General features: G+C 40.1%; 23 protein-coding genes. 22 read left to right on the forward strand and 1 reads right to left on the reverse strand.

Translation table 11 applies throughout. The features are described from left to right. The 16 genes from DI076_RS05990 (at position 1) to DI076_RS06065 (ending at position 11,182) form a co-directional block, all read left to right on the forward strand. On the forward strand, positions 1-819 hold the full coding sequence (locus tag DI076_RS05990; protein WP_108959063.1) for a hypothetical protein: 819 nt from the start codon (positions 1-3) through the stop codon (positions 817-819). Position 820: 1 nt separating this feature from the next. Then, entirely contained in the window at positions 821-2,773 is a 1,953-nt protein-coding gene (priA, locus tag DI076_RS05995) for a replication restart helicase PriA (RefSeq protein ID WP_108959064.1), read from the forward strand. Between the two features lie 9 nt (positions 2,774-2,782). Beyond that, positions 2,783-3,751 (forward strand): methionyl-tRNA formyltransferase, encoded by a 969-nt coding sequence (gene fmt, locus DI076_RS06000; RefSeq protein WP_108959065.1) that lies wholly within the window; start codon positions 2,783-2,785, stop codon positions 3,749-3,751. Continuing rightward, positions 3,748-4,767 (forward strand): PASTA domain-containing protein, encoded by a 1,020-nt coding sequence (locus tag DI076_RS06005; RefSeq protein WP_108959066.1) that lies wholly within the window; start codon positions 3,748-3,750, stop codon positions 4,765-4,767. The genes fmt and DI076_RS06005 overlap by 4 nt, the downstream gene beginning before the upstream one ends. Before the next feature lies 1 nt (position 4,768). Beyond that, positions 4,769-5,431 (forward strand): ribulose-phosphate 3-epimerase, encoded by a 663-nt coding sequence (gene rpe / locus DI076_RS06010; RefSeq protein WP_108959067.1) that lies wholly within the window; start codon positions 4,769-4,771, stop codon positions 5,429-5,431. Positions 5,432-5,478: 47 nt separating this feature from the next. Next, positions 5,479-5,736: a 30S ribosomal protein S16 gene (gene rpsP / locus DI076_RS06015; protein ID WP_100717122.1), complete on the forward strand. Its 258-nt coding sequence runs from the start codon at positions 5,479-5,481 to the stop codon at positions 5,734-5,736. Positions 5,737-5,743: 7 nt separating this feature from the next. Beyond that, positions 5,744-5,974 (forward strand): KH domain-containing protein, encoded by a 231-nt coding sequence (locus tag DI076_RS06020; RefSeq protein WP_012388646.1) that lies wholly within the window; start codon positions 5,744-5,746, stop codon positions 5,972-5,974. Next, a complete protein-coding gene (gene rimM, locus DI076_RS06025) occupies positions 5,964-6,500 on the forward strand; it encodes a ribosome maturation factor RimM (RefSeq protein WP_245918295.1) in 537 nt (178 codons plus the stop codon). Before DI076_RS06020 ends, rimM begins: the two co-directional genes overlap by 11 nt. Beyond that, positions 6,490-7,143, forward strand: coding sequence for a tRNA (guanosine(37)-N1)-methyltransferase TrmD (gene trmD / locus DI076_RS06030; RefSeq protein WP_108959068.1), 654 nt, complete (start codon positions 6,490-6,492; stop codon positions 7,141-7,143). The genes rimM and trmD overlap by 11 nt, the downstream gene beginning before the upstream one ends. Positions 7,144-7,151: 8 nt before the next feature. Next, complete coding sequence (rplS, locus tag DI076_RS06035; protein ID WP_100728732.1) at positions 7,152-7,583, forward strand: 50S ribosomal protein L19; 432 nt, start codon at positions 7,152-7,154, stop codon at positions 7,581-7,583. A gap of 116 nt (positions 7,584-7,699) precedes the next feature. Then, positions 7,700-8,341, forward strand: coding sequence for a ribonuclease HII (locus tag DI076_RS06040; protein WP_245918316.1), 642 nt, complete (start codon positions 7,700-7,702; stop codon positions 8,339-8,341). Continuing rightward, the gene (locus tag DI076_RS06045; RefSeq protein WP_108959070.1) at positions 8,316-8,990 is read left to right on the forward strand and encodes a hypothetical protein; all 675 of its coding nucleotides are present in this window, start codon (positions 8,316-8,318) and stop codon (positions 8,988-8,990) included. The genes DI076_RS06040 and DI076_RS06045 overlap by 26 nt, the downstream gene beginning before the upstream one ends. Then, on the forward strand, positions 8,987-9,247 hold the full coding sequence (locus tag DI076_RS06050; protein WP_108959071.1) for an EscU/YscU/HrcU family type III secretion system export apparatus switch protein: 261 nt from the start codon (positions 8,987-8,989) through the stop codon (positions 9,245-9,247). Before DI076_RS06045 ends, DI076_RS06050 begins: the two co-directional genes overlap by 4 nt. Positions 9,248-9,281: 34 nt before the next feature. Further along, positions 9,282-10,469 carry an HD-GYP domain-containing protein gene (locus tag DI076_RS06055; protein ID WP_108959072.1) on the forward strand — a complete coding sequence of 396 codons (1,188 nt, stop codon included), beginning with the start codon at positions 9,282-9,284 and terminating at the stop codon, positions 10,467-10,469. Positions 10,470-10,486: 17 nt separating this feature from the next. Beyond that, on the forward strand, positions 10,487-10,879 hold the full coding sequence (locus DI076_RS06060; RefSeq protein ID WP_108959073.1) for a YraN family protein: 393 nt from the start codon (positions 10,487-10,489) through the stop codon (positions 10,877-10,879). 102 nt (positions 10,880-10,981) lie between these two features. Beyond that, positions 10,982-11,182, forward strand: a complete 201-nt coding sequence (locus DI076_RS06065) for a hypothetical protein (RefSeq protein ID WP_012476271.1) — start codon at positions 10,982-10,984, stop codon at positions 11,180-11,182. On the opposite strand, the gene DI076_RS06070 is transcribed toward DI076_RS06065, so the two are convergent. Then, positions 11,183-12,664 (reverse strand): ATP-binding protein, encoded by a 1,482-nt coding sequence (locus DI076_RS06070; RefSeq protein ID WP_245918296.1) that lies wholly within the window; start codon positions 12,662-12,664, stop codon positions 11,183-11,185. It abuts the gene before it with no gap. 74 nt (positions 12,665-12,738) lie between these two features. Here DI076_RS06070 and DI076_RS06075 point away from each other — a divergent pair, with 74 nt between their 5' ends. The 6 genes from DI076_RS06075 to DI076_RS06100 all read left to right on the forward strand — a co-directional run bounded on the left by DI076_RS06075 (position 12,739) and on the right by DI076_RS06100 (position 19,744). Continuing rightward, complete coding sequence (locus DI076_RS06075) at positions 12,739-13,116, forward strand: type II secretion system-associated lipoprotein (protein ID WP_108959264.1); 378 nt, start codon at positions 12,739-12,741, stop codon at positions 13,114-13,116. 96 nt (positions 13,117-13,212) lie between these two features. After that, positions 13,213-14,133, forward strand: coding sequence for a peptidoglycan DD-metalloendopeptidase family protein (locus DI076_RS06080; protein ID WP_245918298.1), 921 nt, complete (start codon positions 13,213-13,215; stop codon positions 14,131-14,133). Positions 14,134-14,162: 29 nt separating this feature from the next. After that, entirely contained in the window at positions 14,163-15,077 is a 915-nt protein-coding gene (locus DI076_RS06085; protein WP_108959075.1) for a general secretion pathway protein GspC, read from the forward strand. Position 15,078: 1 nt separating this feature from the next. Continuing rightward, the gene (gene gspD, locus DI076_RS06090; RefSeq protein WP_108959266.1) at positions 15,079-16,839 is read left to right on the forward strand and encodes a type II secretion system secretin GspD; all 1,761 of its coding nucleotides are present in this window, start codon (positions 15,079-15,081) and stop codon (positions 16,837-16,839) included. Further along, on the forward strand, positions 16,836-18,512 hold the full coding sequence (gene gspE / locus DI076_RS06095) for a type II secretion system ATPase GspE (RefSeq protein WP_108959076.1): 1,677 nt from the start codon (positions 16,836-16,838) through the stop codon (positions 18,510-18,512). Before gspD ends, gspE begins: the two co-directional genes overlap by 4 nt. 5 nt (positions 18,513-18,517) lie before the next feature. After that, positions 18,518-19,744, forward strand: a complete 1,227-nt coding sequence (locus DI076_RS06100) for a type II secretion system F family protein (RefSeq protein ID WP_108959077.1) — start codon at positions 18,518-18,520, stop codon at positions 19,742-19,744. Position 19,745 lies beyond the last annotated feature (1 nt).

The raw sequence follows: 19,745 nt of genomic DNA on the forward strand, positions 1-19,745 counted from the left end.
ATGAACCAAAAAACAATTTTAGAAACATTCTCCGATATCTTAAAAGAAACAAAATTCCTGATTCAAAACCAATCTGTTTCCGTTTTTCGTTTCCAAAATGAAAAAGATCCTAGTGATTTTGTATTTCCTTGGAAATCAAAGGTTCCCGAAACATTAGAAAAACAGAAAAAACAACAGAAAGAAAGCCAAAGGAAAAATAGAGATCTTGTCAATTTCTCTTGTACATTATGCCAAGGAAAACTAAGCGGAGTTAGGCAGTTTTTACACAAAGGTCGTAAACCAATTTTGGTGTTACATTATTCTGGTGCTACCACAGCAAAAGAAAAACCATTCACAAAAACAAGACCCAATCAGATATTCAAAGACAAACTAACTGAAATCAGTTGGGATGGGGTTGTAAAAAAAGTGTTTGGATTTTCTTATGAGGAGTTTTATTATGAAGAGTATCCTGCTTGTACTTTTTCTCATACGGATTCAAAAGATTCGGATTGGAACACTCGGTTGGAAAACTGTAAGTTTCATGTAAAGGAAACTGTAGAGGAATTTGGAATCAAAGCAATCGTGATCTTAGGATCTTCTGCTAGGTTACTCTTTGGTGCGGAAAAAGCTAAGGAACAATTAGGAAAAGTAATGGAATGGGAGTTAGGTGGATTGAAAATTCCATTACTCACAACTAGGTCACCAGAAGCACTTGTTTTCCTCGGAGAAAAGGCAAAAAAAGCAGATTCCGAAACCAATCTTTTCCAGTATGGTAAAGAAAAACAAGACTTAGAAGATAGTTTTGTTTCCCATTTATCGATTTTAAAACCTTATCTATAAAATGATCCAATATGCGGAAATTGCTCTTAATTTATCTTGGGAAAGTAAAACCCTCACTTACTTAGTCCCAAATGAGATGACTGGTTTAAAACCAGGGATGAGAGTCCTTGTTCCACTCAATGGAATGGAATGGGATGGAGTTATCATTGAACTCCATGGGAACGAACCAAATTACGAAACATTAACCATTCTCAAACAAATTGATACAGAACCCGTTCTTACAAACGAACAATTAGATTTAGCCACTTGGATGGCTGACCATTACCTTTCTTCGCTTGGAGAAGCATTATTTCTAATGGTTCCGAAGGGTAAAAAACGGAAAACTGAAAAAGGAAAAGAATTAATCATCCAATCTGATCTTTTACATCCGTTAAATGACCCACAAAAAATAGCATTCCAAGAGATCAAAAAAAATAATTCTTCCAACACACATTTGTTATATGGAATTACGGGGAGTGGAAAAACAGAAATATACCTTCATTTGATGTTGGAGATTTTGAAAGAACCAAAAGGGACTGTCATTTTCCTAGTACCTGAAATTTCACTTACCTATCCCACCATATCTAGGATCGAAACCATTTTTCCTGGTCAAGTTGCAGTTTTACATTCTCACTTACGGATCTCAGAAAAATTTCAAAATTATTTGGATTTAAAGGAAGGGAAAAAACGAATTTGTATTGGTACAAGATCAGCCATTTTTGCCCCTGTTTCTGACCTAAGGCTTGTCATCATGGATGAGGAACATGATGGGTCTTATAAAGAAAACGGATCTCCCCGATACCATGCCCGCCAAGTCGCATTACAAAGAATCCAAAAATCAGGAGGCAAACTTTTACTCGGTTCGGCAACACCAAGTGTCGAACTGTATTACCTGGCTAAATCAGGGCAAATTGGATTTTCGAAATTGGAAAAACGAGCCAATCCTTTGGCAAAATTACCACAGGTAGAAATGGCAGAAAAACATGAGGACAAAAATCTCATTGTAGGCGATTTACAATTTAAAATCGCTGACCGCCTGAAAAAAAAAGAACAAATCATCTTACTTCTGAATAGGCGTGGTTATAATCCATTTATATTTTCACCTAATACAAAAGAGTTTGTACATTGTCCCAAGTGTACAGCAACTTTATGTTTCCATTCCGACCAAACTGTACGTTGCCATTTATGTGGGTATAAATCTAGTTTTCGCAATTTAAAACAAATGATGGGTGAAGATTTGGAACTTTTTGGAGCTGGGACACAGAAATTAGAAGAATACTTACTTTCTTTGTTCCCACAAGCAAGGATTGAACGCCTTGATCAGGACAGTTCCAAAAACAAAGATGTAACAAGATCCGTATTAGAAAAATTAGGGGAAGGGGAACTGGATATTTTGACAGGAACCCAAATGATCGCCAAAGGTTTAGATTATGCCAATGTGACCTTGGTTGGAATTCTGAACGCCAATCATGGGTTAGGTGTCCCGGATTTTCGTAGTAGCGAAAGAACGTATGCTCTTGTCTCACAGGTGGCTGGTCGTGCCGGACGAGGGGAAAAACCAGGAGAGGTGATCATCCAATCGAACGATCCCGAACACCCTGTACTCAAAATGGCAAAGGAACAAAATTATCCTGCTTTTTTTGAATGGGAATTACAATTTAGAAAAGATTTGTTTTACCCACCTTTTGCCAGGCTTGCAAGACTAGTCTTTCGTTCTAAATACGAAGAGGTAGCAAACAAACAATCAGTGTTTTATAGCGAACTCATCAAAGATAAAAAAGATGATTCCATTATCATGTTAGGACCAAGCCAATGTCCATTTTATAAAATTGATAATAACTTCCGTTATCATATTTTGCTAAAAAGCAAATCGATTTTAGCACTTCGTACTTTATTAAAAGAAACAAAACAAAACTTCAAAGTGGATTCTAAATGTTATATTGAATATGACTTAGATCCTTTGGAACTTGTATAAGGAATCGTTATGAAACTTTCAATTGGGTATTTTGGTTCCCCGGAACATTCTAAAGAATTATTACGTATGATCCTTGATGCCGGGATCCATGTGGATTTTGTAGTGACCAATGTGGACAAACCTGTGGGTCGAAAACAAATCATCACACCCACTCCTGTAAAAACCCTCGCCGAGGAAAGAGGAATTCCCATCATCCAATCGATGCGCCTTCGCACCGATGAGGGAGCACAAACACAAATTCTCTCCTACAAGTCACCTGTACATGTGGTGTATGCCTATGGTTCGATCGTGCCTGAAATAGTGTTTATGGATCCTAAATGGGGCAGTATCAATTTACATGGAAGTCTCCTTCCCAAATACAGAGGTGCTTCTCCAGTACAAAGTGCTCTCCTCCATGGAGAAGAAGTCACTGGGTTTACCATCCAATACCTTGCAAAAGAAGTTGATTCGGGCGATATCATTTCCCAAAAGTCTTGGAAGATTCCAAAGGAAGAGACAACAGGATCTCTCTTGCAAAAGATCACATCATTAGGGGGAGAAGCGATTATCCATCTCTTAAAAACTTTGGAATCCACTGGCGACCGCTGGAAAGGATCCCCGCAGAATGCAAATGAAGCCACACATTGCCAAAAGATCACGGCAAACCATAGACCAGTTCTCTGGGAAAAATCGGCAAAGGAAATCCACAACCAAATCCGAGCTCTGTACCCAGACCCACTCGCAACCACTCAATTCCGGGAAAAAAAGCTCATCCTTGTCTCCTCTGATTTGCTAGACAAAAATGCAGAAGAGGTCCCGATCCCAGAAGGTGCAAAACCGGGTTCCTTTTTTCTCTACCAGAAAAAAAGGCTTTTCTGTCTCTGTGGAGACGGAAACCTGCTTGGTATAGATACCTTACAACCCGAAGGGAAAAAACCCATGAAAGGTTTTGAATTTTTTAATGGGGCACGGGTTTTAGCCGGAGAATCATTTACGTGAAAGAAAAGTTTCTTAAAATTTTACCTTACAGTGGTTATGTTCTATTTGTTTCCTTAGGACTTTTAGTATTTTTTGTCGCTGCCTTCCTCGTTGTCGTGGTTCGTACCAAAGAAGAACAAAAGGTAATGATGCCTTATGTGATTGGGAAAAACTACATTGAAGTGCATAACGAACTCCAACGTTTGCAACTCAAGGTGCGATTGGAATCGGAACGGATCCCTGAAAAAACAGATGGGATCATTCTAAGCCAGTCCATTGATGCGGGAAAAGAAGTAGAGGCTGGATCCAAATTGTACCTTACCGTCAACATTGGGTTTGACCGAGTGACTATCCCCGATGTCAAAGGACAAGATCTCAAACGTGCCAAGGCCATTTTGGAAAAAGTATTATCTGGTGAAGTCTATGTTCCCTTACAAATTGGTGGGATCACTTATGTTCCTGCAGTGGGAGATGAACCGGCTGACACCATCATTGACCAAATCCCTGCACCAGGAAAAGAAACACATTCAGGTGAAAAAATTTACCTCCTTGTGACAGAAACAAATCCAGATAAAAAAACGAGCCAAACTTTAAAAGACGGCTCCGATGAATCCAAGTTAGTTGGAATTCCCGTGCCTTTTGCTGTGGATTATCTACAAAGGAAAAAAATTCCCTACCGCATCAAAGAAGCCACAAAACCAGAGTTTCGTGAAGGGCATGGACTTGTTTCTTCCTTTGAATTAAAACCAACGGGTGCTGAAATTGGAGCATTTTATCTCAAACCTTCTACTTCTCTTGTCCAAGATTATGAATTTTTAGAATACGAAATCGATGATGATGATGTATATTCGGCTAAGGTGAGTTATACCAAACCTGGTGAAGGCGTAGAAATCGAAAAAGAAATTCTAACAAGCCAAAGCCTAAAAGAAGATGAAATGGTACGTTTGGTTGTCCATCGTTTCGCCAATACCAAAGTCACTCTTTTGGGAAAAGAAACGGGTGTTGCCAAAGTTTGGAAATTAAAAGGACAATACTAAGATGAAAATATCAGCATCCATTCTTGCCGCAAAACTCACTGGCCTTTCTTCGGAACTACCTACATATAAACAAGAGAATATTGATCTCATCCATATTGATGTGATGGATGGGAATTTTGTACCACAAATCTCCTTTGGGGAAGCTTTCACAAAGGAAGTCAAATCACACACAGACATCCCTCTGGATGTTCACCTCATGGTGAGTAACCCTGAACTCCATGTTCCAAAATACTTTGATCTGAAGCCTTACTGCATTACTTTCCATATTGAAACGACCAATTTCTCGGTTCGTCTTGCAGAAGAGATCAAAAAACAAGGGATCAAAGTGGGTGTTTCCTTAAACCCACAAACTCCTCCTGAATCCATCTCACAAATTTTACCGTATTTGGACCTGGTACTTCTCATGACAGTGGACCCTGGTTTTTATGGGCAATCCTTTGTGAAATCGGGTTTTGAAAAAATCGCCGCGGTTCGCAAACTCACAAAACCATACAATATCGAACTGGAAGTGGATGGGGGAGTGAACGAATCCAATATGGAAGAACTCGCAAAACTGGGTGTTGACATCACTGTTGTGGGCTCTGGGCTCTACAAAACGGGAGATCCTAACGCTCAAGGTAAAAAATTAAAGGAACTTGCTGCAAGTGCTAGAACTCGCTCTTGACAGAACGTCCCTATTTAAAAAACTCGCTAGAAAAGGGGTATTTTTCCTTGGTTAAATTAAGATTACAAAGAACGGGAACAAAAGCAGACCCGCACTATCGCATTGTTGCAGCAGACATTCGCGCTCCACGAGATGGAAAGTTCATCGAAGCGATCGGACACTTTCATCCAACTGCTTCTGCTGTTAAAAAAGCTACTTTCAACGAAGAAAAAACTCTTTCTTGGTTAAAAAAAGGCGCACAACCAACTGAGACTGTACTCGCTCTTTTGAAAAAAGACGACGTTTGGTCAAAATTCAAAGGTTAGTCTGTTTATGGATTCCTTAGTTCGTTATATCGTGACATCTCTCGTTGACCAACCAGACCAGGTAGCTGTCAACCAAGTACCCGGAGAGGAAGAAACTGTGATCGAACTTCGGGTGGCTCCAAAAGACCTCGGGAAGGTGATCGGAAAAAACGGAAGGATTGCAAAATCTCTTCGTACGGTCTTACAAGCCGCGGGAACCAAACAAGGCAAAAACTATACTTTAGAAATTGTCGACTAAACCAAGTTTAGTGAAAGTGGGGGTCTTTGGATCCTCACATGGAATCAAAGGGTTCATCAAAGTTTTCACAGAAGGGGAAACACTGAGATCCTTGAAAGCTCCTACCAGTTGCACTGTCCAAGATCCACTTGGCAAAACCGCAACGATTGATATTGAATCAATCAAATCCAATGGAAATCATTATCTCGTAAAGATCAAAGGGTATGACACTCCCGAGACAGTTGTGAAGTATCGTGGGTTTTCCTTGCTTTGGAAAAAGGAAGACCTTCCGAAACCAAACGATGGAGAAATTTATACAGAAGACTTAATTGGTCTCGAAACCATTTCCAAAGAAACCAAAACACCACTTGGTTACAAAGTCACTGACGTCATCGATAACCCAGCACACCCTATCTTAGAATGTAAACCCACTTCTGGCGAAGGGGAAACCATCCTTGTTCCCTTTCTCAATCGTTTTGTGGGTGATTGGAATTTAGAAGGGAAAACACTTGAGATAATCCAATGGGAGCAGTGGTTTGAGGTTTAATTTCATCACCCTTTTCCCTGAAAAGATCACATCTTATTTTGATACTGGAATTCCTGGAAAAGCGGTAAAACAAGGGGTTGTGGAAATAAGCACGGTCCACTTGCGAGACTTTGCCGACAACAAACACCAAAAGGTAGATGATACCATTTACGGTGGTGGTCCAGGCATGTTATTACAGGTGGGACCCATATACCGTGCCCTGGAATCCCTTGGGGAAAAGAAAGGTAAGGTCATTTTACTCAGTCCCTCAGGCGAACTTTTCAACCAAACCCTTGCCCGTGAAATTTTTGAATCTTCTGATACCTTTACCTTGATTTCGGGTTATTATGAAGGGGTCGATCATCGTGTCACGGAGCATTTAATTGACAGGGAAGTGGCCATTGGAAACTATGTTATTTCATCGGGGGATTTAGCTGCTCTCGTTGTGGCAGATTGCCTGTCTCGGTTTGTACCGGGGTTTTTAGGGAAGGAAGAAAGCCTTCTCGAAGAATCGCACAACGAAACGGAAGAATTAGAATACCCCCAGTATACAAAACCCTATGATTTTATGGGTTGGACTGTTCCTGACGTGCTCCTCGGTGGACATCATGAAGAGATCCGGAAATGGCGGCAAAAAAACCGCAAAACAAGAAATCATTCTTAGAGGAAGCCATGAATCAGATTCTAGAAACAGCACTCGCAGGCGAAGCAAAGAACGAACTTAATTTCGAAATTGGTGATACTGTAAAAGTTCACTACAAAATCGTTGAATCTGGAAAAGAACGTGTTCAGGTTTACGAAGGTGTTGTGATCTCTATTGCGAACAAATCACAAAGCAAAACTTTCACTGTAAGACGTGTTTCTTACGATATCGGTGTGGAACGTATTTTCCCACTCCATAGCCCAAGGATTGCAAAAATTGAACTCGTTCGGAAAGGATCTGTTCGTCGTGCAAAACTCTTTTATCTTCGAGATAAAAAAGGAAAAGCAGGACGTATCAAAGAAAGAAAAGGCGGACAAGCAATTGTTGCCAAAGATAAAAAGAGACAGGACGAAGCTTCTAAGGCAGCGAAAGCAGCCACAGCAGAAGCACCTAGCGCATAATTTCTTTCGATCTAACGGCCATCAAACGGCCGTTTTTTCCTGAATTCCAAATCCCTGATTGTAACAGCTTTTCCTTTGATGAAGCGGGGCGTGGCACACTTGCAGGACCTGTTTCCATCGGTTGTGTATCCTTTGGCATCCAAACTTTAAAACAAATCCAGTCGGGTGAAATTTTAAAAGGCCTCCGCGACTCTAAAAAAATCCCGGAACCCAAACGACTCGAACTCCGGAAGGAGATTTTAAAACACGTCGAATATTGGCATGTATCCTTTGTTAGCTCTAAATACATCGACAAGTTCAATATCAACCAAGCTATCTTTTATGGGATAAACCGTGCCTTACCGAAAGGTTCGTCCGCAATGGGACGAACCAAACAAATTGGGAATCTGATCCCCAATTCCCAAAATAAAGGTTTAGATCCCGTTTCGACTTTCGAAAAGAAACCCTTTCTCTTTTTGGACGGAAACTACAAACTCAAAATCACGAACCCCATCGAAGGTTACCTATCAATTCCTAAGGGAGATGATTTAATACCATCGATTTCTGCGGCTTCAATCCTTGCGAAAACCTTCCGAGATGAATATATGGAAAAGATGGATCGGAAATATCCTGGGTATGGTTTTGCCAAACACAAAGGGTATGGTACGGAAGAACACAGGGACGCACTTCGGAAACTTGGAATTTCTCCCATCCATCGGTTGAGTTTTTGTGATTTTCTCCGAAGGGAAGGAAGTGAGCCCTCTCTTTTCCCCACTTAATGTTTCTGGTAATACCCTTTTCCAACTCCTCCGTTCGATCGGAAAACAGGTCCCACAAGAATCAGAGACAAACCGAAGTTTGGTCAAAAAGCCAAACAACCAAATCCAAAAACAAACAGGGAATCTTTCCCTAGAGAAGATTCTTGGAAACGAAAAACCCTTACCAAAGGAGAAACTTACTGTTTCCCATCATTTTACAAATGGCAAGGCCAAGGAATTATCGCGTTGGGAAAGTTTTACAAAATATAGCGGAAACGATTCCAGGACCAGTGAACCTACTTCCCTAAAAGGCATTTGGAATTTTTTCCTCGGAGAATCGAAGGGAACAGATTTTCTATCCGTTCATAAACGTGAAAAAAAAGAGAACCTAGAGATGGTCGTGGAACCAAATGAAAAAGGATTCACGCTCTATGTATTTTGGAAGGCTTTGGGGTTTGGTCCATTGGGCATTCTTTTTTATTATGAACCAGAAAACCAAAATCCTGTGAATATCGAGTTCGTGGGTCATGGAAAGGAAAAGGAAGAAACTCATTCGGTTTCACGAGACCTCAAACAGAAGTTACAGGATTTACTACGGGACTTCCCTCAAATTGGAAGTATCAATTTTGAGGAATGGAACCAATCTTCCTATAACGGGGATTATAGATGAAAAGGAAAATGGTAGCCCTTGCTTACAACCCCAAAGAACAGATTGCGCCAAAAGTTGTCGCCAAAGCAGAAGGGAATTTGGCAAATCATTTAGTTCGCATTGCAGAAGAGGCAGGTGTCTTCATTGTGAGGGATGAAGTGATGGTAAGTACACTAGAACATCTCCCCAATGGGAAAGAAATTCCAAGAGAATTGTATGAAGTGGTCGCAGCTGTCTTTCGAATCCTGGTTTTAGAAAGAGAAAAGAAAAACAATTGATGTTTCTACGCTTCCTACTAAGATTTACGCAATTATGCGGAAAATATCCATACGTGACTTAGAAGCTGGTTCTAAGTTTACTAAGTCTCTTTACCTGGATAAGGATACTGTATTTGTTGGAGCCGACCAACCTATTACTCAACAAGACTTAGACCGTCTCGTGCAATTTGGAATCACGTTTATCCTGACCGATGGAGAAAAAGTCACAGCGGATCTAAATGACAAATCCTCTGCTACCAGTGGGCCTGGTTATTTTGATACCAACCTTCCTTTTTACCAAGATGATGAAAACTCCACTCGGTACAAATACCTTCTAGAAAAGGCCAATTCATCCAAAGTTGAATTTAATGCAGTATTCAAAGATTGTTTTGACTTAGTTCAAAAAACATATAAATCAGCATCGGAAGGACGTTATACGGAAATACGAGAGTTCAGAGAAATAGCGGAACGAATTGCCGATCATACAAAAACTAACGCACAGATTCCCATTTTACTTTTGTCTCATTCCCACGCAGGGTATTACCTTTACACTCACATTTGTTATGCGACCTTTTTTTCTGTGATGTTGGGAAACTTCTTAGAGTTCTCAAGACCCAAACTCATTGATTTAGCCCTTGCTTCTCTTTTTGCTGACATCGGAATGGTCACTGTCCCTGAAGAAGTTTCTGAAAAAAAAGGCAATCTTACGGAACTGGATTTAAAGACCATCAAACGCCACCCGGTGACTGGTTATCAAATTCTCACCCAAAGGTTAAAATTAAAAAACTCACTTGCGATTGTTGCTTTGCAACACCATGAAGCAGTGGATGGATCAGGATACCCACAACGAATCCTTGCCAATCAAATTGAAGAACTCACAAAAGTATTTATGATTGCCGACCAATTTGCAGCTATGATCCACCCAAGGCCTTACCGTGCCGCCATCCTTCCTTATGAAGCGATGAAGATCATGATCAGTGAAAACGTGAACCGTTTTGATTTAAAAATGGTAAGGCTCTTTTTAAATAAACTTTCTATGTTCCCAGTGGGGTCCGGAGTTGTACTTTCTGACCTCAGAATGGGTATGGTGATTGAATCCAATAAAGACAAACCACTAAGGCCTGTTATCCGTGTCACAAAAGATGCAGATGGCAAACGGCTAAAACATCTGGAATTTGTAGATTTAATGAAAGATTTAAATTTGTACATCCAACAAGCCATTCCATTCTCTCAAATTTACTAGAGATTGGTAATACGATCATGTTTTCTTTTTCTAGAAAAGGAGATACTGATGAAAAAGTTTTTAATTTGAATAAGACGACGATTGGAAAACTCGGGGAAAAGTGTGCTTGCGAGTTTTTAGAATCCCTAGGCCATACGATTCTATTCCAAAACTACCGAAAACGGATTGGTGAAATTGACATAATTAGTCTAAAGAACGAAATCCTTCATTGTTCGGAAGTCAAAACTTGGAATGAAAAAAATGGGTTTCATCCAAAGGAATGCCTCCATGAGACAAAACGTGATCGAATGCGGAAGGTGTATTTCCATTTATTACAGGAAATTCCTGCCTTTTACCACCTAACACCTAGCTTTAATTTGCTCCATATCACCGAAAAAAAGGAAGTGCGTTTTTATTCGTCAATCTTCTAAATACTTCATCAAGGGAATTTTGTACCGAACCGATTGGTTTTGTATCCCACAAGGGAAACGCTCTCAAGGATGAGAGTTTGATTGTTACAAGGAAGTAACCACATGAGTCAATTTAGTGTATTTGGGAATTTAGCAGAAACCGATGAATTTGGACCAGATCCAGTACTCCTTCGCAAAAGGGGAATGGCATCTACCATCCAAAAAAAATTTGATACCTATAAGAAAAAAATCGATGATCCTGCCTATATGGATTATGCAATCAATAAGATTGCAATGGAAATATCACATTTTATTTCCAAGTAATCAACCTAGGCTATAAATCCACTGGTATCCCAAAGTATAATCCAAAGCCTCTTGAATATGTACTTCCTTTGTTCTAGGGGAGAGGTTCCAATCTGCAATTGTCCTTGCGAGAGAAACAATTTGTTTTTTCTTTCGTAAGGATAGATGTTTTGTATCTTTACCCAATTCCAATAGTTTCATTATAGAGACTGGTTCTTCGGAGGGAATGGTTTTTTCCTTTTGAAAAATAATTCTTTCTTTTACGATTTGTTTTAATCGAATTTCTTCCAATCGTATATTACGTTCATCTGAAGTTTCAAAGAGTGTTTGGAATATAGTGATACGATCAATAAATGCTCCACTAATTTTTTGAAGGTACAAACGAATTTTTTGTAAGGAACAATGGCAGTGGTTTTGGCTTTGGTAATTTCCACAAGGACATGGATTTGAAGAGAGTAGGAGAGTGAAATCTGTTTTGATTTTTGTCACTTCATTCATCCTCGTGATTTCTAAATAAGAATCTTCCATTGGCATCCGTAAACTTTCTAAGATTCGATCCTTAAATTCGAGTGCTTCATCTAAAAACAAAATCCCTCCTTCTGCTTTTGTGATTTCGCCAGGTTGGTAGGGAAGGCCACCACCAATTAAACCCACTTCAGTGGTGGAATGATGGGGCGAACGAAAGGGAGGTTTGTTTGTGGGGATCTCAAAGTCACCTTTTGTTGTCCAACTTCCTGTGTTCTTGGAAAAAGACGGTAAACGAGGAGGAAGTAGGGGTTCGAGTAACCTGTGTAACATGGTTTTGCCAATACCAGGACTTCCGAGTAAAATGCTATGGTGGTGACCGAGTATGGCATATAACAATCCTTGGAACACTTTCATCTGATAAGGATTTAAGAGAACTTCCTCCCAAAGCAGTGTGTCATTCGTTTCCAAAGATTGGTTTCGTTTTTCGGGTGTTTGTTGCCCGATCGATTTTAATTCCTGTAAGTGGGAAAGGAAATAATACTCACCTTCTGGTAAGGGAAAGAGTCGTACGTTATTCGGAACACAGAGGATTTTATTCTCTTCTTTTTCTCTTTGCCAAAGAAAAGGTAGTAGTTCTTTCCCACCCACAAGGCTACCATCGAGGCCCAAGTTTCCCAAATAGAGAATATCTGGGTTTGCAATCGGGATTTGGTCTGTTGCTTGTAAGATTCCAACCGCAACTGCCAAATCTAGGGAGATCTTCTTCTTTTGGATGTGAGTGGGTTTCACATTGATGATGATGGTTTCGATAGGAAATTCAAAGGAAGAGGCTTCTATAGCCAAACGGATGCGGTCTCTGGCCTCCTTTGTTTCTTGTGTGACATTGCCTAAGATTTGAAAATGGGGGAAACCCCTCCTAATCCCAACTTCCACTTGGATTTCTCTTGTTCCATTCCATTCGTATAACAAACTTCCAACTTCTGCTCGTTTGGGGCCCACAGGAAAAAGAGGTAGAATGAATCGCTTTTGGTCCAAAAAATAAAAAAGACTTTTCATAAATAAGGCATCATGGTGACTTTTCCTGAGAGTTTGCTTTGGTTTGTAGTATCATTCGTGTATTTCCCCTCGTTCTTGTCCTTGTGTTCAGCCAGTGTTCACAACGGCTGATCAAAAAAGAAAAGTTAAGGGAGATCAATGAATTCTATGATGGAAAAACATACGCACTGCGTGATGAGATCAAATTTTCCCAAACGGAAGTTTGGAAAAAAGGAACCTTCGTTAAGATCTACATCGAATCAACTCCCTCTCTTCTGAAACTGAAGGTATACCCAATCCAAGAGTCACGTGAGTCTTCGGTGGGAAAACTAGCAGACTACATCATCAATGATGATGTGAAAAAAAGAGAATATGACTTGGCGGACGTGGAAGAGTGGGTGAACCAAAAATTCACACTCGTAGAACAAAACGCCAAAAAAACAAAGAAATAAAGGTTTGGGATGCTCTCATTGTTCGATTATTTTGATTTTCCAGCTTTCTTTCTTTCTCATTCAAGAATCTTCGGTTTAGTTCCCGATAGGATAACTGTGAAGTTTCTTCGGTTGGTAACATTCGTTTTGTTTTTGATGGTAGGAACAGGTGTTTCTGCCAATCCTTTCCAAAAAATCCACCAAGAAATCAATGAAAACCTTCCTTCTGGTGATGGAACTGTATTTCGCATTTTTAGTAACCAATCCCAAGAATCAGAAGTTCACAAATTGTTCGCTGTTGGTGTGAACCAAACATCGGAAGAAGAAGAAGTGGAACTAGCCTCTCTTGACCTTCCCAAATACATTGATGTTTCCCCTGTTGTTAGTAACACAGTGGTTCATGAATCAGGGATTGTTGTGAAAAAATACACAGTCCAGAAAAAAGACAATCTCTCAAAAATTGCGCGTTCCTTTTCCATCGATGTCGCTAAGCTTAAAAAAGCAAATTCCCTTTCTAGTGACCAACTCAAGGTAGGACAAGTACTAGAAGTGCCTGTCCAAGTCAAAAATGCTTCTTCTTCCAGAGTTGTTTTAAAAAAGATTTTCATTTTACCTGTACCACAAAGCCGAGTTACATCTCGTTTTGGGCGTCGTGTGGATCCGTTTAACAAATACAACCGAGTGTACCACTCAGGTCTTGACCTTGCTGCAAAAGTAGGGGCACCTGTCCTTTCTGCTGCCGATGGTGAAGTTGTATTTACGGGCCGAAACGGTGGGTATGGAAATTCCGTGACCATCCAACACAAAAATGGGTATAAAACAGTTTACGCCCATTGTTCTCAGATTTTAGTTGAGGTTGGGGAAACGGTGAAGATGGGCAGAGTGGTAGCACTTGTCGGTAGGACAGGAACTGCAACTGGGGCACATTTGCATTTTGAAGTGTTCCGAAACGGGAAAATTATGAATCCTGAATCAGCTCTTGGCATGACAGAAAAGCATGTCACAAAACTTCCCAAATCTGAAGTAGCCGGAATGTAATCGGAGTTTTTCTCCGATTTGTGGGGAGCATGAATTTAATCCTTCAAAGAATCCAAACGAGTCAGTTTTTAACATTGATTCCGGTGGTTTTGTTATTTTCGTTTTCCCTTGCGTATTTATTAAAACTCGTCCTCCTCCTTTTATTTTCCACAGAAACTGGAATGAATGTGGGAAGCCAAGTCCGCCCCAAACAAACAAGACAGGAAGTCATCCTAGCTGTCAGTACCTATGAAGATATGGTCACTGGGAATCTCATCCGAGGGCAGGTGTTTGATCCAAACGATGCCACAAAACGGGGTGCGGACGGAAGTCCTCTTGATCCCGAAATTGCCCAAGACAATGGAGATGATGACCAAATGCTAGTCACGGGTACTTTGTCAGGCCACTGGTCCTTTGCACGTGTCACTATCAGGGAAAAACAAAACAACGATTCGGAAGAATACAGTGTTGGAGAAATGGTTGGTGGTTACAAAGTCCAAACCATTGAACAACACTATGTGGTGCTGAAAAAAGGGGGCCTCAGCCTTCGTGTCAATATTGGGGAAACACCAGCGCAAGCCAAAGAGAGAATCCGGCCAAAAGATGCAGCGGCCGTCTCCAATTTGGGACCTTCGAGCCAAACCATTCAAAAAGTTCTATCCAGAGAAGATGTCAATCGTAAGTTAAAGGACCCAAACACCATTTACAAAAATGCAAGGTTTGGCCCTCATTTGGTAGACGGAAAGATCGAGGGTTACAAAATCTATCAGGTGGCAAAAGACCATGTCTTTTATTCACTTGGCGCGCGTGGTGGTGATATCATCAAACGAGTCAATGGAATGCCACTCAACGAAACAGAGAAAATGTTGGAAATTTGGGGTTCAATCAAACAGGCTCCGAAAATTACAGTGGATTTAGAACGACAAGGCAAAATTATCACATATGAATTTATCATTCGGAATTAAAATGAGAAATCGTCTCCCATTCGTTATACTATGCATTTGCCTTTATTTAATTGTGACACCCAATTTCTCACAAGAGAAAGGGAAACCAAAAGCAAAAACTTCTCAAGAACCAGCAAGTTTCACAGCAGATTGGCGAGATACAGAACTCAAAGACTTCCTTATGGGAATGAGTGCCATCATCAAAAAGAACATCCTAATTGATGATGCTGTCAAAGGCAAAAAAATCACCATCATCTCTCAAAAACGTGTGCGAATTGAAGATGCCTATGGGTTTATGAAGTCTGTTTTAGAAACACAAGGTTTTGGTCTCATTGAAGAAAATGATCTGATCAAAGTTGTGAAAATCAAAGACGCTCTTGCGAAATCACAAATTGTAAGGATTGGAAAAGAACCTGTTTCAGAATCAGAAGTTGCTCTAAATAAAACGATTACACAAATTGTTCCCTTAGAGTTTTCGAATGCAATCGAACTTGAACCCATTCTCAAACGAGTGACTAGTCCTGATACTGATATCATCATTCCGAAAAACCAAAATACTCTAATCTTTTCAGGATCAACTGCTGACATTAACAAGTTACTGAAGTTAGTTGATAATTTGGATGTACGAGCTGATGGGCCAGGTTCGATTTCCTCTGCTGGTGACATCCATATTTATACATTGGAATACAATGAAGCAGAAAAACTAGCTGCCATCCTTGTCAAATTGGATATGCCTGATGCTCCTGTTGCACCGACACAAGGGCCACCTGGGGAAGCGGGTCCTGATGGAAAACAACAACCCCCACCTCAACCAACCCCGCAAGCGCCTAAAGTTCCAGGAAAACAAGATAAAATCAAAGCGGTTGCCCATAAAGAATCAAACTCTCTCATTGTAACCGCAACCCCACAAGAATGGGAAGAAATCAAAAAGATCATAAAAATATTAGATACCCCAAGAAAACAGGTGTTACTTGAGGTGCTTATTGTAGAACTCAGTTCCACAGACCTAAATGATTTCGGTATTGATTGGCGTTACCAAGAACTTGCATATGGACAGTTTAATACTGGTCTTGCGGCACAAGGAGGTGTGATTGATAAAAATGGTAGGCCTACAAACGTTAACACACTTTCTGGATTTTCACTTGGGTTTATTCGACGTGGTGGACAACAAATCATTGGTATTTTGAATGCAAACTCAACGAATGAAAATTTTAACGTCTTGTCTGCTCCACAAATATTGACCTTGGATAACCAAGAAGCTGAGATCAATGTGGGTCAAGACGTACCAGTTCGTACCCAAAATAGAAATGCGGGTCTTGGTGGAGACAATGCGGTTACAGTCGCTAACTTCGAATACCGCCCAACAGGAATTAAACTAAAATTCACTCCGCACATTAACAAAAACAATCGAATCACTCTCGATCTGTACCAAGAAATCAAAAACGTAGCGGGAATTTCTTCAGAAGCAACTGGTGGAAACCCAACTTTTAATAAACGTGATATCAAAACAACAATCGTTGTGGACAATATACAAACAATTGTGATCGGTGGACTTCTTTCGAATGACAAACAGAAAAAAGTACAAAAGATCCCAATTTTAGGTGAGATTCCACTCCTTGGAACTTTATTTCGCAGAACGACCAATCAAAATCGGAAAACGAATTTGATGGTATTTTTAACACCACACATCTTAGATGATCGAGATAAATCGGATCGTATGACCATCCAAAAGAAAAATGAACAAGAAAGGATGGTGGATGAACGAGAAAAGAAACTGAGATGAGAAAAAGTTTAGGTCAGATTCTTTTAGAAGATGGAATCCTTACGATTAAGGATTTAGAAGACATTTCCAAACAACAGGAAAAAACAAATCTTCCCATCACTCACATCATCCAAAAAAAAGGTCTCGCTTCTGAAACCGATATTCTAAAGGCACTCGCAAAACTCCACAAAATGGAGTTCTACGAAAAACTTGAGTTTGTTGCCAGTGATGAAATTTTTAGCAAAATTCCTCTCAAACTCGTACAACGTTCCAAAATAGTTCCCTTCCTTGTGAAAGGAAAAAAGGTTTTTGTTGCTACAAGTGATCCAACTGACCTCCATCCCATGGATGATATACGTTCCTTCTTAAAAGGATACGAAATCCAATTCGTTCTCGCCACAGAAAACGAAATCATGCGCATCGTCCATTCTCAGTTTGATAAAACAACTGCAGAAGCAAAAGAGATGATGGATGAGATGGATGGAAGTTTTGGAGATCTTTCCGATGCTTTTGAATCCGATGCTTTAGATTTATCCAATGAAGCGCCTATCATCAAAATGGTAAATGTGATTCTGTCACAAGCTGTTTCTGAAAGGGCCTCCGACATCCACGTTGAACCATTTGAAAAGTCTGTTGTGGTCAGATACCGTGTGGATGGTGTTTTGCAAAAAGTATTAAATCCACCTAAGTCATATTTGGCAGGGATTTCCACTCGTATTAAAATTATGTCGAACCTAAACATTGCGGAAAACAGACTCCCGCAAGATGGTAGGATCAAACTTAGGTTAGCTGGAAAAGATGTGGATGTGCGGGTTTCGATCATTCCTTGCCAATTCGGAGAACGAATTGTAATGAGGATATTGAATAAAACGGATCAAAAGTATTCCATTGAAACCATGGGATTTAATCCACAAATCCTAAAAGAATTTAAAGAACTCATTTATAAACCGTATGGAATTATTTTAGTAACTGGTCCTACTGGATCGGGAAAATCAACTACCCTTTATTCCGCACTTTCTGAAATCAATACCGAAGAACGAAACATCATCACATGCGAAGACCCAGTGGAATACCAAATGGATGGTATTTCCCAAATGCAAATGAATGATAAAATCGGACTCACATTTGCCGCAGGGCTTCGTTCAATTTTACGTCAAGACCCTGATGTTGTGATGGTGGGGGAGATCCGCGATGAAGAAACAGCAAGGATTGCAATCCAGGCATCGCTTACAGGACACTTGGTTTTTTCTACCCTTCACACCAATGATGCATCTTCTGCAGTTACAAGGCTTGTCGATATGGGAATTGAACCTTATCTCATCACAAGTTCCGTACTTGGATTTATGGCACAAAGGTTAGTTCGTGTGATCTGCAAAGACTGTAAAACTTCGTACAAACCTACTGACAAAGATTTGGCGGGTCTTGGAATCCAAAGAAAAGAACTAAAAAATGGTGTATTGTATCGCGGAAAGGGTTGTAGTTCTTGTCTAAATTCAGGATACAAAGGACGAACTGGACTTTATGAACTTCTCACCATGAATGATGAAATCAAACGTGCGATTTTACAGGGTGCAGATTCCAATCGAATCAAAGAACTTGCGGTGAAAAATGGACTTTCCACCTTACAAGAGTATGGAAAGTATAAGGTCATAGAGGGAGTTACCACTCCGGAAGAAGTCCTTCGGGTATCCTAAATTTTATGCCACTCTATACATACGTTGCCTTTAATAAAAAAGGAAAAGAAGAAAAGAACATCATTGATGCTGTCAATTTACAAGCAGCACGTAATAAACTAAAGGCAAAAGGCCTTTATGTTCGTTCGATCCAAGAAGACCGCGAAAAAGAAGAACGAGAACTATTCCCATTTTTATCCAAACTGCTTTATCGGATTCCTAGGAAGGAAGTGGGACTTTTTTGTAAACAACTGGGAACACTCATTGGAGCGGGAATTCCTCTTGATAAGTGTTTGTTATCCATCATTGACCAAGTAGAGAATATCTATTTCAAAAAAGTTTTGATTGAGATGCGGGCGGATATCACGGAAGGATCTAGCCTTTCAGAGTCGATGAAAAAACACAAAACTGTGTTTCCTGACCAATACCCCAGTTTGATTTCTGTGGGTGAGTCGACTGGTAATTACGAAAACACCTTACATCGGTTAGCGGAACTAGAAGAGAAGTCTTCTGAATTAAAATCGAAAGTGCAAGTGGCTATGATTTATCCGATGATTATGGGGCTTCTTTCGCTTGGTGTATCTATCTTTTTACTCGTTGTTGTGATTCCCCAAATTGAACAATTATTCGCATCCTTTGATGCAAAACTTCCACTTCTCACACGAGCTGTAATTTTTTTATCCTATGTCTTAACCAATTATTGGTATTTTATTTTGGGTCTGATCTCGTTTAGTTTTCTTGGATTTTTGAAGTGGAAAAGTTCGGAAGACGGGAAGAAAGTTTGGGATAGGTTTTTACTGGGTTTACCAGTCATAGGAACTTTACTCCGCAAAATCTTAGTTTCCAATTTTGCACGAAACCTATCAATCTTACTCCTGAATCGAGTTCCGTTAATTGTTTCGCTGAACATTGTATCAGATGTGGTTGGGCATACTGTTTTTAAAGAAGAAATTGATGCTGCGATCATCAAAATCAAAGAAGGTGGAAAATTATCCGATTCCTTACAAGGCTCACAAGTGCTTCCACAGATGGTTCTCGGGATGCTCAGTGCTGGGGAAGCTTCAGATAAAGTTCCAGAAATGATGAATAAACTCTCAGAAATCTATGAATCTGAGGTTGATACAGCAATAAAATCTTTGACCCAATCCTTAGAACCCATGATGATCATTGTAATGGGTGGAATTATTTTTACCATTATGGCGGCGATTATGACGCCAATGTACAAACTAACTCAAGAAATCCAGGGGATGTAGA

The organism is Leptospira ellinghausenii (genome assembly GCF_003114815.1).
In the GTDB taxonomy this organism is placed as follows: domain Bacteria; phylum Spirochaetota; class Leptospiria; order Leptospirales; family Leptospiraceae; genus Leptospira_A; species Leptospira_A ellinghausenii.

What these genes read in the sequence shown, in the direction of transcription:
- DI076_RS05990 (WP_108959063.1), top strand. Translation starts at nt 1, where the DNA reads ATGAACCAAAAAACAATTTTAGAAACATTCTCCGATATCTTAAAAGAA.
- priA (WP_108959064.1), top strand. Translation starts at nt 821, where the DNA reads ATGATCCAATATGCGGAAATTGCTCTTAATTTATCTTGGGAAAGTAAA.
- fmt (WP_108959065.1), top strand. Translation starts at nt 2,783, where the DNA reads ATGAAACTTTCAATTGGGTATTTTGGTTCCCCGGAACATTCTAAAGAA.
- rpe (WP_108959067.1), top strand. Translation starts at nt 4,769, where the DNA reads ATGAAAATATCAGCATCCATTCTTGCCGCAAAACTCACTGGCCTTTCT.
- DI076_RS06020 (WP_012388646.1), top strand. Translation starts at nt 5,744, where the DNA reads ATGGATTCCTTAGTTCGTTATATCGTGACATCTCTCGTTGACCAACCA.
- rplS (WP_100728732.1), top strand. Translation starts at nt 7,152, where the DNA reads ATGAATCAGATTCTAGAAACAGCACTCGCAGGCGAAGCAAAGAACGAA.
- DI076_RS06050 (WP_108959071.1), top strand. Translation starts at nt 8,987, where the DNA reads ATGAAAAGGAAAATGGTAGCCCTTGCTTACAACCCCAAAGAACAGATT.
- DI076_RS06055 (WP_108959072.1), top strand. Translation starts at nt 9,282, where the DNA reads ATGCGGAAAATATCCATACGTGACTTAGAAGCTGGTTCTAAGTTTACT.
- DI076_RS06060 (WP_108959073.1), top strand. Translation starts at nt 10,487, where the DNA reads ATGTTTTCTTTTTCTAGAAAAGGAGATACTGATGAAAAAGTTTTTAAT.
- DI076_RS06065 (WP_012476271.1), top strand. Translation starts at nt 10,982, where the DNA reads ATGAGTCAATTTAGTGTATTTGGGAATTTAGCAGAAACCGATGAATTT.
- DI076_RS06085 (WP_108959075.1), top strand. Translation starts at nt 14,163, where the DNA reads ATGAATTTAATCCTTCAAAGAATCCAAACGAGTCAGTTTTTAACATTG.
- gspD (WP_108959266.1), top strand. Translation starts at nt 15,079, where the DNA reads ATGAGAAATCGTCTCCCATTCGTTATACTATGCATTTGCCTTTATTTA.
- gspE (WP_108959076.1), top strand. Translation starts at nt 16,836, where the DNA reads ATGAGAAAAAGTTTAGGTCAGATTCTTTTAGAAGATGGAATCCTTACG.
- DI076_RS06100 (WP_108959077.1), top strand. Translation starts at nt 18,518, where the DNA reads ATGCCACTCTATACATACGTTGCCTTTAATAAAAAAGGAAAAGAAGAA.